The sequence below is a fragment of the Streptomyces sp. NPDC002276 genome, from assembly GCF_053891435.1.
In genome coordinates this window covers 273463-287970 of the sequence record NZ_JBSFCQ010000001.1, presented here as the reverse complement: position 1 = coordinate 287970, position 14508 = coordinate 273463, and the positions used below count along the sequence as shown (strand labels likewise).

Sequence of the window (14508 nt, the reverse complement as noted above, 5' to 3'; positions counted from 1 at the left end):
TCAATTAAATCTACGCGCGTCGCCAAAAGAATTTTGAAAGGTCTCTCATTTAAAGCGTCCGAAACGGTCGGGAAACAATTCGGCGTGACTCTTCCGTCCAACTCCCCCGGGCCGTCCGGGAGATGACCCACACCCGTGGAAGAGGGAAGTGTCGTGACGGAGATCGTCGACGAAGAGGCGCCGGCAACGGCTGCCGGACGGACCTACAACGACTGGGCGCAGAACGACACCCTGGAGGACTACTCGCTGCGCTACGCGCCGAAGTCCTTCCGGCGCTGGACGCCGTACGTGGTGGCCACCACCGCGCTCGGCGGCATCGCGTACCTCGCCGACTTCGCCATCGGCGGTTCGATCGCGATCTCGAACGGCTTCTCCAGCGCCATGGTGGCGATCCTGGCGGCGGCGGTGACGATCTTCCTCACCGGCATCCCGATCTCGTACTACTCGGCCAAGTACTCCATCGACATGGACCTGTTGACCCGGGGCGCGGGCTTCGGCTACCTCGGCTCGACCCTCACGTCGGTCATCTACGCCAGCTTCACCTTCATCTTCTTCGCCCTGGAGGGCTCGATCATGGCCCAGGCGCTCGACCTGGGCCTCCACATCCCCCTGGCCGTGGGCTACTTGATCTGCTCACTGATCATCCTGCCGCTGGTGATCTACGGCATGACCGCGCTCTCCAAGATGCAGGTGTGGACCCAGCCGGTGTGGCTGGTGCTGATGGTCGCGCCGTTCGTGTCCATCGCCATTCAAGAGCCGGGCAAGTTCTCGCAGTTCGCGCACTTCGCGGGCAACTCCCCCACCGGGTCCAGCATCAGCATGCTCGGGGTCGGCGCGGGCGCCGGTGTGGCGCTGTCGCTGATCGCGCAGATCGGTGAGCAGGTCGACTATCTGCGCTTCATGCCCGACAAGACCCCGCAGAACGCCAAGAAGTGGTGGGGCGCGGTGCTCTCCGCCGGCCCCGGCTGGGTGATCCTCGGTGCGGCGAAGCAGATGGGCGGCGCGTTCCTGGCCTTCTACATCGCCGGCAGCGTGGGCCTGGCCAAGGCCAACGAGCCCATCCAGCAGTACGTGCACGGCTTCAAGACCTTCGCCGCTCCGGTCGCCCTGGGCCTGGCCACGTTCTTCGTGATCCTCTCCCAGGTGAAGATCAACTCGACGAACGCGTACTCCGGTTCGCTGTCCTGGTCGAACTTCTTCTCCCGCCTGACACACCGTCACCCGGGCCGCGTGGTCTACATCTTCCTCAACGTCGGCATCGCCCTGGCCCTGATGGAGGGCGGCGTCTTCGGCTTCCTCAACACGGTCCTCGGCTTCTACTCCAACGTGGCGATCGCCTGGATCGGCGCGGTGGTCGCCGACCTGGTCATCAACAAGCCGCTCAAACTCAGCCCGTCCTACATCGAGTTCAAGCGCGCCCACCTCTACAACTTCAACCCGGTCGGCTTCGGCTCGATGCTCATCGCCTCGGCCGTGTCCATCGCCGCGTACTTCGAGGCGTTCGGCGACTACGGCAAGGCGTACTCCCCCTTCATCGCCCTGTTCCTGGCGATGGTCCTCTCGCCCCTGTTCGCGTACCTCACCAAGGGCAAGTACTACATCGCCCGCCTCGACGACCTGGAGGAGCCGCTGCTCGGCCCCGACGGGCTGCCCTCGGCCGTGGAGCTGACCTGCACGGTCTGCGCGACGGCCTTCGAGCGCCCCGACGTGGCGAACTGCCCCTTCCACTCCGGCCCGATCTGCTCCCTCTGCTGCTCCCTGGACAAGGACTGCCACGACTCCTGCAAGACCGGCCCCGGCGACACCGGCCCGGTCGACCTCGCGATGCCCGCCGTACGCTCGTCCGACTGACCGCCGCGTCGTCCCCACCGCTCCGGCCCGCGTCCTCCGACACGGGCCGGAGCGTCGCGCGTGACCGGCCCGGCCGATCGGGAGAATCACCCGCATGACCTCCCACGTTCTCGTCACCCGCGCCCGACGACTGGCGGACGACCTCCTCGCCCCGCACGCCGAACAGGTCGACCAGGAAGGCGTACCGGCGACCCACATCGAGGCGATCAAGAAGTCCGGCCTGCTGGGCGTGAGCGCCCCCGTGGCCTACGGCGGCTCGGCGGCACCCGGCGCGGTGGCGAGGGAGACGGCGGAGATCCTGGCCGGGGCGTGCTGCTCCACGTGGTTCGTGCAGACACAGCACCACACGCCCGTCATGACGCTGACGAAGAGCGAACTGCCGGTGCGGGAAAGCCTGTTGGGCCCGCTCTCGCGAGGCGAGTTGATGTCCGGGGTGGCGTACGCGCATCTGCGGGCGTATCCCCGGATCCCGGTGCGGGTGTCGCGGGAGCGGGGCGGCTGGCGCTTCGACGGGACGGTGCCCTGGTACACGGGCTGGGGTCTGAACGACGTCATGCTGCTCGCGGGGGTGACGGACGCGGACGAGGCGCTGTTCGCGTTCACGGAGGCGCGGGAGCAACCCGGCCTGCGCCCCTCAACTCCCATGCGGCTGGCGGCACTTACCGCGTCCCGGACCGTGTCGCTGGAGCTGGACGGCCTGTGGCTCCCCGAGGAGGCGGTGGCCCTGCGCACGCCGTACGCGGAGTGGGCGAAGGCGGACCGCCCGAAGCCGACGAACGCGTCACCGGCGGTGTTCGGAGTCGCGGCGGCGGCGCTCGGCCTGCTGGACGACGACACCGCCGACCCGCTCCGCACCCGCCTCGACGAGGTACGCGAGCAGGCCTACGCCCTGGCCGAACTCCCGCTGCCGCACGAGCACTTGGCCGAGCGGCTGGCGCTCAGGACACAGGCGTACGAGGTGTTGATGACGGCCACGACGGCGGCCGTGGTGGCCGGTGGCGGCAGATCCCTGTCCTTGACGAGCAGGGCCCAACGCCTCGCGCGCGAGGCCCTGTTCCTGCTGGTTCAGGGCCAGACGGCGGAATCGAGAGCGGCCCACTTGAAGGCGCTGGCCGACGCTTAATTCGCTTGACCCGGTCGCGGAGCGACGCTGCACTGTGGCGGGGCATCACGGGACGTGGTGCCGTTATCCCCGGGGAGGTAGCGACAGTGGTGGAGATCCGTCCCACGACCGACGAGGACCTGGACGTGTTCGTCGACACGCTCCATGCCGCCTTCGGGCTCTTCCCGGAGACCCCGACCGACGGGGGCGGTCTCTGGTGGTCGGCGCTCGAAATGGATCGCTGCCTGCTCGCCACGGCGGCGGACGGCCGCCCCATCGGAACCGCCGGTGCGCACTCCTTCGAGCTCACGCTGCCCGGCGAGATCGTCGTCCCGGTCGGCGGGGTGACCGCGGTCGGTGTCCTGGCCTCGCACCGGCGTCAGGGTGTGCTCAGCGCGATGATGCGCCACCAGCTCACCGAGCTGCGGTCCCGCGGGGAGGCCCTCTCCGTGCTGCTGGCCTCCGAGGCCCTGATCTACCGCAGGTTCGGCTACGGACCGGCGACGTACACGCAGCGCCTGACGGTGCCGCGCCACCGGGCCGCCCTCGCCCCGCCCCGGGCGCGCGACACCGCCGACGGCTCGGCGTCCGACTCGGCTTCCGGTTCGGTCGAGTTGCTGCCCCGCGCCAAGTGCGGCGACATCCTGGAAGAGGTCTACGACCGCTACCGCCGCGCACAGCCCGGCGCGCTGTCCCGGCCGCACCGCTGGTGGGCCCTGCGCGCGGGACAGCCCCCGATCTCTCCGAAGCCGCGCTATGTCGCCGTCCACCGAGACGCCGACGGGGTACCGGACGGCTACGCCAGCTATGCGCTCGGCGAAGCCAAAACCCTGACCGTGGACGAGACGATCGCCACCGATGACGCCGTCTTCACGGCGCTGGCCCGGTTCGTGCTCGGCCACGACCTGGTCGATCAGGTGGTGTTCAGGCACTTCCCGCCCGGCCATCCGCTGCGCTGGCAGCTCACGGACTTCCGCGCCGGAGAGGTGAGCGGCGACACCGACTGGCTCTGGGTGCGGCTGCTGGACGTCCCGCGTGCGCTGACCGCGCGCGGCTGGTCGACGGACGGCGAGCTGGTCCTCGCCGTCGACGACCCGTTCCTCGACGAGCACGGCCGTTACCTGCTGACCGTTCGGGACGGCAAGGCCGACTGTGTCCTCACGGGCCGGGAGCCCGATCTGTCCATGGACATCGGCGACTTGGGCTCGGTCTACCTCGGCGGCACCGCCCCGAGCACGCTCGTGCGCGCCGGACACATCCGGGCCCACCGCCCGGGCGCGGCCGCCCTCGCCGACGCCCTCTTCCGGGCGGATCGCTCCCCGCACTGCCTGCACTGGTTCTGACGAGGGTTCAGCCCGCGAACGGCACCTGCGCCTGGGCGGGTTGCCGCCCACCGACCGGGTGCCGCCAGACTCCCTCGGCGGCCAGCCTCGGCAGCACGCCCTCGCCGAACCAGTACGCCTCCTCCAGGTGCGGATACCCGGACAGCACGAACTCCTCGATGCCGAGGGCCGCGTACTCCTTGATCCGCTCGGCGACCTCTTCGTGGCTGCCGACCAGGGCCGTTCCCGCTCCACCCCGGACCAGCCCGATTCCGGCCCACAGGTTGGGGTGGATCTCCAGCCCGTCCCGGCTGCCCCCGTGCAGGGCCAGCATCCGCTGCTGCCCTTCGGACTCGCTCCGGGCGAGCCCCGCCTGCACGGACTTCACGGTCTCGGAGTCGAATCCTTCGAGCAGCCGGTTCGCCTCGGCCCAGGCCTCCGCGGACGTGTCACGCGTGATGACATGCAGCCGGATACCGAACCTCAGCGTCCGTCCCTCCTTCGCCGCCAGCCCCCTGATCCACGCGATCTTCTCGGCGACCTGGGCGGGCGGCTCGCCCCAAGTGAGGTACACGTCCACGTACTTGGCGGCAATCTCCCCGGCAATCGGTGAGGACCCCCCGAAGTACACCTCCGGCACCGGCTCCGGCAGCCGCGCCAGCTTCGCGTCCTCGACGCGTAGATGCTCCCCGGCCAGGTCGACGGTCTTGCCGTCCCACAAATCCCTTACGATCTCCAGGAATTCGCCGGTACGGCGGTAACGGTCGTCCTTGTCGAGGAAGTCCCCGTAGGCCCGCTGCTCGTGGCTCTCGCCGCCGGTGACGACGTTGAGCAACAGCCGTCCGCCGGACTGCCGTTGGAACGTGGACGCCATCTGCGCGGCGAGCGTCGGCGAGACGAAGCCGGGCCGGAACGCGACCAGGAACTTCAGGCGTTCGGTGTGCTGGCTGACCATCGCGGTGGTCAGCCACGCGTCCTCGCACCAGGCGCCGGTGGGTGTGAGGGCGCCCACGAATCCCAGGTCCTCCGCCGCGCGGGCGATCTGGCTCAGATAGGCGACCGTCGGCGGCCGGTCCCGTCCGGAGACGGTGGCGGGGGTGCCGTGACCGCCGCCGACGACATGGCGGCTGTCTCCGTTGGTGGGGAGGAACCAGTGGAAGGTGAGGGACACGTGGGGTCTCCGATCCGGACTGTCCTGAAGGTGGGTTAGAGAAGGCCGTGGCGTGGCGGCCTGGTGCCATTGAGCACGTACCTGCCGATGTGCTGGATCTTCCAGCGCGCCGGGTCGTGCAGCGTGTGGGTGCGGGCGTCCCGCCAATGGCGGTGCAGGTTCAGCGAGTTGAGGGCCGAGCGGGTGCCGGACACCTCGAAGAGGGCGCCCGCCACCTCCACGGCCGTCTGCGCCGCGTGCACCTTGGCCGCCGCCACCGCGATGGACGCTTCCGCCGCCGAGTCGTCGGTGAGGTTGGCGCGCGCCGCGTCCACGGCCCGGGCCGCCTGGATCAGCAGGGCCTCGGACGCCCGTACCTGGATGGCGAGTTCGCCGAACCGCTGGATCAGCAGCGGATCCTCGGCAGCCGTCTCCAGCCCGCTCTCGAACCATGGGCGGCTCTTCGTCCGTACGAACTCGGCCGCTTCGGCCAGGGCTCCGCCGGCGATTCCGGCGTCGATGGCCGCGTGCAGCAACTGGGCCACTGCGCCGTGGAGTTGGGGGCCCTCGAAGGTGAGATGGTGGGGCAGGACCCGGTCCGCCGGGACGGAGACCGCCTCCAGGCGGACCGTGCCGCTGGCCGTCGTGCGCTGGCCCATTCCGTCCCAGTCGTCGACGACCGTGACGCCCTCGGCGTCGCTCGGGACGTAGGCGACGTGCAGGTTGTCGTTCTCGGCGCGGGCGAGGACGGGGATCCAGTCGGCGAAGAGGGCGCCGGTGGAGTAGTGCTTGACGCCGGTCAGGAGGTACGAACCGTCCGGCTGGAGGGTCAAGCGGGTGCGGATGTCCTGGACGTGCTTGGTGCCGGCCTCCGACTGGGCGTTGCCGAAGCGGCGGCCCGCGAGGAGTTCGGTGAAGAAGAACTTCCGCTGGTCCGGGGTGCCCTGACGGCGGATCACATTGACGTAGGCGAAATGGCTCTGCGGGATCTGGGCGAGGCTGCCGTCTGCGGAGCCGAGCAGGCGGAAGATCTCGGCGAGGGTCTGAGAACTCACGTCGGCGCCGCCGTACTCGGCGGGTACGGTGACGGCGAGCAGCCCGGAGTCGGAGAGCCGGTCCAACTCGGCGCGCGGGAGCCTGCGTTCGGTGTCGCGGGCGGAGGCCCCGGCACGGAACTCGTCGGCGAGCGCAGCGGCGAGGACGAGGGCTTCGGCGTCGTCGGCGATCACATGAGCGTTCGCACGGGCGGTCATGGTGGTCAGCTCGCCGCCGCCAGGAGCGGGGTGCGGCCGAGGGCCGCCGAGAACTGGTCCACCACCTGGGTGAGCGCCTCGGTGGTGCCCGGGGCGACGGTGAGCGAGCCGTCCTCGTGCGTGGTGATGTCCTTGTCGAGGGTGAACCAGCCCTGGACTATGTGCGCGGCACCCATGGAGTTCAGCACCGGGCGGAGCGCGTAGTCGATGGCCAGCACATGTGCGGTGGACCCACCGGTGGCGAGCGGCAGCACGGTCTTGCCGGTGAGGGCGTACTGCGGGAGCAGGTCGAGCAGCGCCTTGAGGACTCCGGAGTAGGAGGCCTTGTAGACGGGGGTGCCTACGACGACGCCGTCGGCGAGGGCGAAGAGTTCGGTCGCCTCGACGATCGCCGGGTGGCGGAAGTCCGCGCCGAGCAGTGCCTCGGCGGGGATGGTGCGCACGTCGAGCGGGATCACCTCGTGCCCCTGGGCGATCAGCCGCTTGTCCAGGTGGCGCAGGAGCCGGTTGGTGCGGGAGGAGACGGAGGGGCTGCCGGAGACGGACAGGACGGTGGCCATGGGTCCTCTTTCTGGTCTGCTGCGGGGACGGTCAGGCGTGCACGGAGACGGACTCGGCCTCGGCGTCGGGGAGTTGGGCCTCCAGTTCACGGACCAGGGGCAGTACCCGCTTGCCGAAGTACTCGACCTCCTCGTGGTAGTGCAGGAAGCCCAGCAGGAGAAGGTCGACGCCCAACTTCCGGTAGGCGACGATCCGTTCGGCGATCTGCTCCGGCGTGCCGATGAGCCCCGTACGGAAGCCGTCGTTGTACTGCACCAAATCCTCGAACGTGGAGTCCTGCCACATGCCCTTGCCGTCGGCCGAGGACTGACCGGCCTGCTTCACCGCGGCCCCGAAGCCTTCCACTGCCTCGCGGTCGGCTTTGGCGACGATCTCGCGGAGCGTGTCGCGGGCCTCGGCCTCGGTGTCACGGGCGATGAGGAAGCCGTTGAGGCCGAACTTCGGTGCGGTACGGCCGACTTGGGCCGCCGAGTGGCGTACGTCGGCGATCTGTTCGGTGACGCCGTCGAAGTCCTTGCCGTTGGAGAAGTACCAGTCGGAGACCCGGCCGGCCATCGCGCGGGCGGCGGTGGAGTTGCCGCCCTGGAAGATCTCGGGGTGCGGTCGTTCGGGGGTGTTGAGGGGTTTGGGCTTGAGGGAGAAGTCGCGCAACCGGTAGAAGTCTCCGGCGAGTTCGGTGTGGTCCTCGGTCCAGATCTGGCGCAGGGCCTGGATGAACTCCTCGGAGCGGCGGTAGCGCTCGTCGTGCTCCAGCCAGGGTTCGCCGAGTGCGGTGAACTCGCCCTTGAACCAGCCGGAGACGACGTTGACGGCGAAGCGGCCGCCCGACAAGTGGTCGGCGGTGGCGCCGAGTTTGGCGAGGACGCCGGGGTGCCAGAGGCCGGGGTGGACGGCGGCGATGACCTTCAGGCGCTGGGTGGCGAGGAGCAGGGCGAGGCTGAAGCTGGTCGACTCGTGCTGGAACTCGGCGCCGTAGCTGGCCATGTAGCGGACCTGGCTGAGCGCGTACTCGAAGCCGTTGTTCTCGGCGAGGACGGCGAGTTCGCGGTTGTACTCGTAGCTCCAGTCGGTGCGTTGCTCGATCTTGCTGGTGACGAGTCCCCCGCTGACGTTGGGGACCCAGTAGGCGAATTTCACGGGCGCTGCGGACACAGGGAACTCCTGTTGCGGAATATGTTTCCGGGCACGCCGAATCCGGCCGGAGCGATATCCGGCGAATGTCGGGCGGAGGCGGAAAGAGGGCGGCGGATCGGGAGCGAGAAAGAGGGGGATCAGGCCGCGGTGCAACAGGAGGCACTGGAGACGCGCGCGAGGTCGACGTGGCGTCGCCGCGTGAGGTCCAGTCGCATCTTCATGTCCTCGATCGTGGCAGCCGTCCGCGAGGACCGTCAAGGAAAACCCGACCGGTCTCGTATCGCGGACCATTGAATTTCACGAAGGTGTGACAGGGAAACCCTTGAACAGCCCGGGAAATCGGCCGCATTCTGCGGGCATGCGGACCGAACAGCTGGAATACATCGCGGCCGTGACCCGGCTCGGCTCGCTGCGCCGGGCCGCCGAGGAACTGCGCCTGTCGCAGCCCGCGTTGAGCGAGACCGTGCGCAATCTCGAACGCGAACTCGGGGTCGACCTCCTGGAGCGCAAAAGGACCGGCGCGACGATGAGCACGGCGGGCCGGGAGCTGCTGCCGAAGATCGTCGACGTGCTGGACGCGGTGGACCGGCTGCGGGCGGCGGCGGGCGAGCGGCACCGGATCAGCCGCATGGTGCGGGTGGGCACGGTGAACGCGGCGACTGTGCCGCTGCTGCTGCCCGTCGTCCGGGAGTTCCGCGCCTCGCATCCGCTCACCCAGGTCGAGGTGGTCGGCGCGCAGCAGACCGACATCCATCGGGCGCTGGCGGAGGGCGGTTTCGATCTCGGGCTGGTCAACCATCTCGACGGTGACGACATGCCGGCCGACTTCGAGTCCACCGAGCTGCTGTCCGGGCTGCCGGTGGTGTGCGTGCGTCCCGACAGCCCACTGGCGGCCCGGCCGACCGTAAGTGTGGACGACCTACTCACCGAACCGCTGATCGGTATGCGCTCCGGCTATGTGATGCACCGCTATGTCCACCGGCTGCTCCATGGGCGGGGACCGGCTTTCGCCTACTCGACCGATGGCGCCGAGATGGGCAAGCTCATGGTCGCGGAGGGGCTGGGGGTGACCGTCCTGCCCGACTTCAGTGTGATCGGGGACCCGCTGGAGCGGCTCGGCGCGATCACCTACCGGCCGATCGCGGGCGACACCGCCCGGGTGCTGCTGATGCTGCGCCGCCGACGCGCGGAGTCCGTGCCGCAGGCGGCCGGGGATCTGTACGAGGCGTTCGTGCGCCGGGCGCGCGAGCTGGGCGGCACACAGCCCTGAGGCCGGTGTGCCGTCCGGTCAGTCCTCGTCGCCCACCGGGACCACCACGAGGAACGCGTCGGACTTCAGGTCCATGACGACCCTGGCGGGCTGACCCTCGGCGCGGCGCCGGGCCGCGAACTCCTCGGCGGGCCATGATCCGCGCGGGGCTCCCGCCGGAAACCGCTCCAACACCTTCGCGCCCATGTCCGCAGACACCTCCAGCTTCGGCCTTCGGCTCCCCACGGGGACCGCCGCAACCGTGCGTCTGCCCCCGATCCGCGTTGACATGCATGTCACCGCTCCGGGGAGAGGCGTACACCGGCCGGGTGACGGCCGCATCCGTCGGGCGTGCCCGCACGGAAACACCTCACGGCCGCCTTTTCCCGTCTCCCGGAGCGCGCACCATGAACGTCTCGGTCGTCCTGTTCACCTCGGACCTGCGTCTGCACGACCATCCCGCGCTGCGGGCCGCCGACGGGGCCCGCCAGGTGGTCCCCCTGTTCGTGCGCGACCGGGCTGTGGCGGACGCCGGGTTCACCGCGCCCAACCGGCTCGCGTTCCTGGCCGACTGTCTGCGCGATCTCGACGCGGGGCTGCGTGAGCGGGGCGGAAGGCTCGTGCTCCGCTCCGGTGACGTCGTCGACGAGGTGTGCAAGGTGGCCGCCGAGACCGACGCGGACGAGGTGCACATGGCGGCCGACGTGAGCGGTTACGCGCAGCGGCGCGAGCAGCGGTTGCGGCGGGCGCTGGAGGCGGAGGGACGGCGACTGCACGTCCACGACACGGTGACCACGGCCGTCGCCCCAGGTGCCGTGACCCCCGCCTCCTCGGACCACTTCGCGGTCTTCACGCCGTACTTCCGGCAGTGGTCGGGGGTCCATCTGCGCGCCCCGCTCGCCGCACCGCGCACCGTGCGGGTCCCGGAGGGCGTCGGTTCCGAGGAACTGCCGTCCCGCACCGACATCGCAGACCTCTCGCCGGGCCTCGCGACCGGCGGGGAGACGGCAGGCCGCAGGGAGTTGAGCCGATGGCTCCGCGGCGGAATCGCCGCGTACGAGGACATCCACGACGACCTCGCCGGGGACGCCACCTCCCGTCTCTCCCCGCACCTCCACTTCGGCACCCTCTCCCCCGTCGAACTCGTCCACCGGGCACGGCGGTTGACCGGACCGGGCGCCGAGGCGTTCGTACGGCAGCTCGCCTGGCGGGACTTCCACCGCCAGGTCCTGGCGGCCAGGCCGGTGGCCGCGAGCGCCGACTACCGTACGAAACACGACCGTTGGCGGTCGGAGACCACGGCGCGTGCGGACATCGCGGCTTGGAAGGAGGGCCGTACCGGCTATCCGCTGATCGACGCGGCGATGCGCCAACTGCGCCACGAGGGCTGGATGCACAACCGGGGACGGCTGCTGACGGCGAGCTTCCTCACCAAGACGCTCTACGTGGACTGGCGGATCGGTGCCCGGCACTTCCTCGACCTGCTGGTCGACGGCGATGTGGCGAACAACCAGCTCAACTGGCAGTGGATGGCGGGCACCGGCACCGACTCGCGCCCCAACCGCGTGCTCAATCCCGTGACGCAGGCGAAGCGGCACGACCCGGAAGGTGTCTACGTCCGCCGTTGGGTGCCCGAACTCGCTGAGCTGGAGGGGCCGTTGGTGCACGAACCGTGGAAACTCAAGGGACTTGAGCGGGTCGCGCTCGGCGACTATCCGGATCCGATCGTCGAACTCGCCGACGGACTGGCGCGGTTCAGGCAAGGACGGTCAGGTGACTGAGGTCCCGTACGCCCCCGACAGAAGGTCTACGGCGTCGGCGAGTGTCGTCGGCCGTACCGCGCCCCGCGCCGAGGTGCCGGACCAGCCGGGACCGGCCAGGACCACCGAGGGCTGCCGTCGCGCCCCCTTCACTCCCCAGCGGAGGTCGGCGAGGTGCCGGGCCAGCGGCGGGCTCGCGGCGGAGCGCGCCTGTGCCCACAGGACGACGGCCGCGGGTCCCAGTCTCCGCACCGCCGCGGCGAGCGCCTCGGCGGGTACGGCGGCGCCGAACATCCTTGTGGGCAGGGCGAGTTCACCGAGGGCGGCGTTGAGCGCCTCGATCGGCAGGGTGTGCTGTTCGCCGGGTACGCAGGCCAGGACGACGGGCGGGGCGTCCGGCTGCCGTCCTGAGGCCGGGGTGTACCGGCGCAGGGCGGTGGAGACCTGCCAGGACAGCAGATGCTCGACCTCGACGTAACGGTCCCCGGACGAGGCCCACTTGCGCCCCACCGCGTGCAGGGTCGGCGCCATCACCTCCTGCCAGGCCACGACGACGCCGTACCGGTCGACGGCGTCGGCGAGTTGGCGTTCGACGGCCGGTGCGTCGAGCCGCACGGCGGCGCGGGCGAGGCCTCGGCACTCCTGGCGCACATCGCCGAGGGGCAGGGTGCCGGCCGCCCGTGAGCGGCCGGGGGCCCGCGCCGGACGCTCCGTCCGCGCACCCGCGGCCTCTCTCGCCGCGTGGGCCGCCTCGGCCGGGGGTACGCCCGACGAGGTCAGCCGGCACATCTCCTCCAGCAGCGCCACGTCACGTGGGGTCCAGCGCCGGTGCCGTCCCTCGGCTCGGACGGCGGGCCCGATGCCGTAGCGCTGCTCCCAGGACCTCAGCGTGGTGGGTGCCACGCCCAGTCGGCGGGCCAACGCGCCGGTGGTCAGGGGGAGTTCGGCGGTGGACCGGTTCGGCGCGTCCCGGTCGGCGGGCAACTCGCTCATCCTTCGACTATACGACGCAGAATCGACGCGAGTTGATGGCCTTGATCCTTGGCTCCCAGGATGGACGAACCGGGGCATGTCCCGTCAGACATCCCCCACCGCCATCGCGCAAAGCACTCAGCGCGGGCGGTCGCCGTCCGACGTGAGGAGCCGTCGCCATGGGCCCGCAGCACAGTGCCGTCCGTCCGAGCCCGGCGGCGGAGGCGCGCACCGACGAGGAACTGGCCGGTGGGCTGGCGGCGGGCGACGAGGACTGTCTGGCAGCCGTGTACCACCGCTGGTCGCCCCTGGTGCACGCGCTGGCCCGGCGCTCACTGGGGGACGCCAAGGAGGCCGAGGACGTGACCCAGCAGGTGTTTCTCGGGGTGTGGCGCGGACGGCTGGGTTTTCGTCCCGAGCGCGGCACGATCGGCGCCTGGATCGTCGGCATCACCAGGCGCAGGATCGCGGACGCGCTGTCCGCCCGGACCCGCCGCCTGCACCTCGTGGCCGCCGCCGGAGCGGCCCTGCCCCTCGCCGACCCGGCCACCGACCGGCCGGACGCCGCTCTCGACCGGGTCCTCGTCCTGCGTGAATTGGCCCAACTGCCCGCGCCCCAGCAGCGGGTGCTGCGACTGACGTACTACGAGGACCTCACCCAGACCCAGATCGCGCGGCGCACCGGCTGGCCGCTGGGCACGGTCAAGAGCCACGCCCGACGCGGGCTCCACCAGCTGCGCCGCAGCCTCCGGCACGGCGAACAGGCTGACCACTACACATAAAGGGTGAATAAGGAGCAGAATGGAGTGAAGCGGCTCTTACCGCACACCGCACCAGACGCGGTCAGGCCAGCCAAGTCAAAGGAGACGAGTCATGGCCAACGTCTCGCACACCAGAGGTGACATAGCGAGCCACCCTGATGTCTCCGAAATGCAGGCGCGATACGCCCGCATGCTCGGTGGACGCGATGTGGCGCTCGTGGACGGACCGGTGTTCCTGCTCGGTCTGTACTGCGCCGTATCCCCGTGGATACTCCACTACACGACGAGCCAGCCGGCGCTCGTGCCGCACAATCTGATCGTCGGCATCGCGATCGGCCTGCTGGCCCTCGGGTTCACCAGGGCGCCGGAGCGCATGTACGGCCTCAGCTGGGCGATGAGCGCCCTGGGTGTCTGGATGATCGTCTCGCCGTGGATCGTCGGCGACAGCCCCGACAAGGGCGTCATCCTGAACAACGTCATCATCGGCGGGCTGGCCGTGCTCCTGGGCATCGTGTGTGCCGCGACGGCGGCGCGGAGCACTCCCAAACCGTAGAGCGCTCGGAGGAAGGAACCACGCCCCCTTCAGTGGTCGCCCGGCACCAGCCACGGCGACTGCGGGAGGGGGCTGCCGGTTTCGAGGACGGACTTCAGGTTGGACAGCACCGCGGGCCAGCCGCCGGACACGTCGGACAGCTCGCCCTCGTCGGCGAGGTCCTCGTGGGTGACGGTGAGACGCACGATGTCCTCGTGCCGCCGGATGTCGTAGGTAACGCGGGAGTACGCGTCCTCCTCGCCCTCGTTCTCCGGCGAGGTCCAGGTGGTCACCAGGCGGTTCGGGCGGTCGCTCTCGACGACGGTCCCGACGACGTCGGCGATACCGGAACCGTCGATGCGCACATGCTCCCAACGCGAACCCCGCCGCCAGTCGGACACATTGCTGTGCCCCCAGTAGGCGGCGGTCAGATCGGCGTCGGTGAGGGCGTCCCAGACCTTCTCGGGCGTACTCGCGATGTAGGTGACGTAGACGAATGTCGGTTTGTCGGCCATGGCTTCCTCGGCTCGTCGCTTCAGGTCTCCGAGCGCGCGAAGGCGCGGGCGCTCGAACTTGTCGATCCAGCGCTGCTGTATCTCGTGCAGCGGAACCGGATTCAGGTAGTGCAGCTTCTCCCGCCCGCGCCGCACCGTGCTGACCAGGTTGGCGGCCTCCAGGACGGCCAGATGCTGGGTCACCGACTGGCGGGTCATGTCGATGCGCCCGCACAGCTCGCCGAGCGTCTGCCCGTTGTGCTCGTGCAACCGGTCCAGCAGCCGCCTGCGGGTCTCGTCGGCCAGCGCCTTGAAGACCGCGTCCATCCCTGGGTCATGTTCGGATCGCACACTCAACGTTATGCAG

15 protein-coding genes are annotated in these 14508 nt (G+C 70.1%); 7 read left to right on the top strand and 8 right to left on the bottom strand.

The window, feature by feature from the left end; genetic code table 11:
* Window positions 1-153: 153 nt before the first annotated feature.
* The 3 genes from ACWIHT_RS01335 (at window position 154) to ACWIHT_RS01325 (ending at window position 4296) form a co-directional block, all read left to right on the top strand.
* Window positions 154-1851 (top strand): purine-cytosine permease family protein, encoded by a 1698-nt coding sequence (locus tag ACWIHT_RS01335; RefSeq protein WP_456163137.1) that lies wholly within the window; start codon window positions 154-156, stop codon window positions 1849-1851.
* Between the two features lie 94 nt (window positions 1852-1945).
* On the top strand, window positions 1946-2974 hold the full coding sequence (locus tag ACWIHT_RS01330; RefSeq protein WP_456163135.1) for an acyl-CoA dehydrogenase family protein: 1029 nt from the start codon (window positions 1946-1948) through the stop codon (window positions 2972-2974).
* Between the two features lie 89 nt (window positions 2975-3063).
* On the top strand, window positions 3064-4296 hold the full coding sequence (locus tag ACWIHT_RS01325; protein ID WP_456163133.1) for a GNAT family N-acetyltransferase: 1233 nt from the start codon (window positions 3064-3066) through the stop codon (window positions 4294-4296).
* 7 nt (window positions 4297-4303) lie between these two features.
* On the opposite strand, the gene ACWIHT_RS01320 is transcribed toward ACWIHT_RS01325, so the two are convergent.
* The 5 genes from ACWIHT_RS01320 to ACWIHT_RS01300 form a co-directional block, all read right to left on the bottom strand.
* Complete coding sequence (locus ACWIHT_RS01320; RefSeq protein WP_456163131.1) at window positions 4304-5446, bottom strand: LLM class flavin-dependent oxidoreductase; 1143 nt, start codon at window positions 5444-5446, stop codon at window positions 4304-4306.
* Window positions 5447-5481: 35 nt separating this feature from the next.
* Window positions 5482-6678, bottom strand: a complete 1197-nt coding sequence (locus ACWIHT_RS01315) for an SfnB family sulfur acquisition oxidoreductase (RefSeq protein ID WP_456163129.1) — start codon at window positions 6676-6678, stop codon at window positions 5482-5484.
* 5 nt (window positions 6679-6683) lie between these two features.
* Entirely contained in the window at window positions 6684-7238 is a 555-nt protein-coding gene (gene ssuE / locus ACWIHT_RS01310) for an NADPH-dependent FMN reductase (protein WP_456163127.1), read from the bottom strand.
* Between the two features lie 31 nt (window positions 7239-7269).
* A complete protein-coding gene (gene sfnG / locus ACWIHT_RS01305) occupies window positions 7270-8391 on the bottom strand; it encodes a dimethylsulfone monooxygenase SfnG (RefSeq protein WP_201048720.1) in 1122 nt (373 codons plus the stop codon).
* A 119-nt stretch (window positions 8392-8510) separates the two neighbouring features.
* A complete protein-coding gene (locus tag ACWIHT_RS01300) occupies window positions 8511-8588 on the bottom strand; it encodes a putative leader peptide (protein WP_351520955.1) in 78 nt (25 codons plus the stop codon).
* Window positions 8589-8731: 143 nt separating this feature from the next.
* On the opposite strand from ACWIHT_RS01300, the gene ACWIHT_RS01295 reads away from it, so the two are divergent.
* Window positions 8732-9643, top strand: coding sequence for a LysR family transcriptional regulator (locus ACWIHT_RS01295; RefSeq protein WP_456163125.1), 912 nt, complete (start codon window positions 8732-8734; stop codon window positions 9641-9643).
* Between the two features lie 18 nt (window positions 9644-9661).
* On the opposite strand, the gene ACWIHT_RS01290 is transcribed toward ACWIHT_RS01295, so the two are convergent.
* Window positions 9662-9829, bottom strand: coding sequence for a hypothetical protein (locus tag ACWIHT_RS01290; protein WP_199827269.1), 168 nt, complete (start codon window positions 9827-9829; stop codon window positions 9662-9664).
* Between the two features lie 200 nt (window positions 9830-10029).
* On the opposite strand from ACWIHT_RS01290, the gene ACWIHT_RS01285 reads away from it, so the two are divergent.
* Window positions 10030-11403: a cryptochrome/photolyase family protein gene (locus ACWIHT_RS01285; protein WP_456163123.1), complete on the top strand. Its 1374-nt coding sequence runs from the start codon at window positions 10030-10032 to the stop codon at window positions 11401-11403.
* On the opposite strand, the gene ACWIHT_RS01280 is transcribed toward ACWIHT_RS01285, so the two are convergent.
* A complete protein-coding gene (locus ACWIHT_RS01280; protein ID WP_456163121.1) occupies window positions 11392-12375 on the bottom strand; it encodes a MerR family transcriptional regulator in 984 nt (327 codons plus the stop codon). The two genes, ACWIHT_RS01285 and ACWIHT_RS01280, sit on opposite strands and share 12 nt — an antisense overlap.
* Window positions 12376-12533: 158 nt before the next feature.
* On the opposite strand from ACWIHT_RS01280, the gene ACWIHT_RS01275 reads away from it, so the two are divergent.
* Together ACWIHT_RS01275 and ACWIHT_RS01270 are read left to right on the top strand one after the other, a co-directional pair.
* A complete protein-coding gene (locus tag ACWIHT_RS01275; protein ID WP_456163119.1) occupies window positions 12534-13136 on the top strand; it encodes a sigma-70 family RNA polymerase sigma factor in 603 nt (200 codons plus the stop codon).
* Between the two features lie 91 nt (window positions 13137-13227).
* Window positions 13228-13668 carry an SPW repeat protein gene (locus tag ACWIHT_RS01270; protein WP_019069111.1) on the top strand — a complete coding sequence of 147 codons (441 nt, stop codon included), beginning with the start codon at window positions 13228-13230 and terminating at the stop codon, window positions 13666-13668.
* Window positions 13669-13697: 29 nt separating this feature from the next.
* Here ACWIHT_RS01270 and ACWIHT_RS01265 read toward each other — a convergent pair whose 3' ends face one another.
* Window positions 13698-14468, bottom strand: coding sequence for an ArsR/SmtB family transcription factor (locus tag ACWIHT_RS01265; protein ID WP_456163117.1), 771 nt, complete (start codon window positions 14466-14468; stop codon window positions 13698-13700).
* Window positions 14469-14508: the final 40 nt, after the last annotated feature.

Excerpts from the sequence above, each read along its gene's own strand:
- ACWIHT_RS01280 (WP_456163121.1), bottom strand. The coding sequence starts at position 12,375 with ATGAGCGAGTTGCCCGCCGACCGGGACGCGCCGAACCGGTCCACCGCC.
- ssuE (WP_456163127.1), bottom strand. The coding sequence starts at position 7,238 with ATGGCCACCGTCCTGTCCGTCTCCGGCAGCCCCTCCGTCTCCTCCCGC.
- ACWIHT_RS01285 (WP_456163123.1), top strand. The coding sequence starts at position 10,030 with ATGAACGTCTCGGTCGTCCTGTTCACCTCGGACCTGCGTCTGCACGAC.
- ACWIHT_RS01300 (WP_351520955.1), bottom strand. The coding sequence starts at position 8,588 with ATGCGACTGGACCTCACGCGGCGACGCCACGTCGACCTCGCGCGCGTC.
- ACWIHT_RS01275 (WP_456163119.1), top strand. The coding sequence starts at position 12,534 with ATGGGCCCGCAGCACAGTGCCGTCCGTCCGAGCCCGGCGGCGGAGGCG.
- ACWIHT_RS01295 (WP_456163125.1), top strand. The coding sequence starts at position 8,732 with ATGCGGACCGAACAGCTGGAATACATCGCGGCCGTGACCCGGCTCGGC.
- ACWIHT_RS01290 (WP_199827269.1), bottom strand. The coding sequence starts at position 9,829 with ATGGGCGCGAAGGTGTTGGAGCGGTTTCCGGCGGGAGCCCCGCGCGGA.
- ACWIHT_RS01270 (WP_019069111.1), top strand. The coding sequence starts at position 13,228 with ATGGCCAACGTCTCGCACACCAGAGGTGACATAGCGAGCCACCCTGAT.
- ACWIHT_RS01265 (WP_456163117.1), bottom strand. The coding sequence starts at position 14,468 with ATGGACGCGGTCTTCAAGGCGCTGGCCGACGAGACCCGCAGGCGGCTG.
- ACWIHT_RS01330 (WP_456163135.1), top strand. The coding sequence starts at position 1,946 with ATGACCTCCCACGTTCTCGTCACCCGCGCCCGACGACTGGCGGACGAC.
- ACWIHT_RS01315 (WP_456163129.1), bottom strand. The coding sequence starts at position 6,678 with ATGACCGCCCGTGCGAACGCTCATGTGATCGCCGACGACGCCGAAGCC.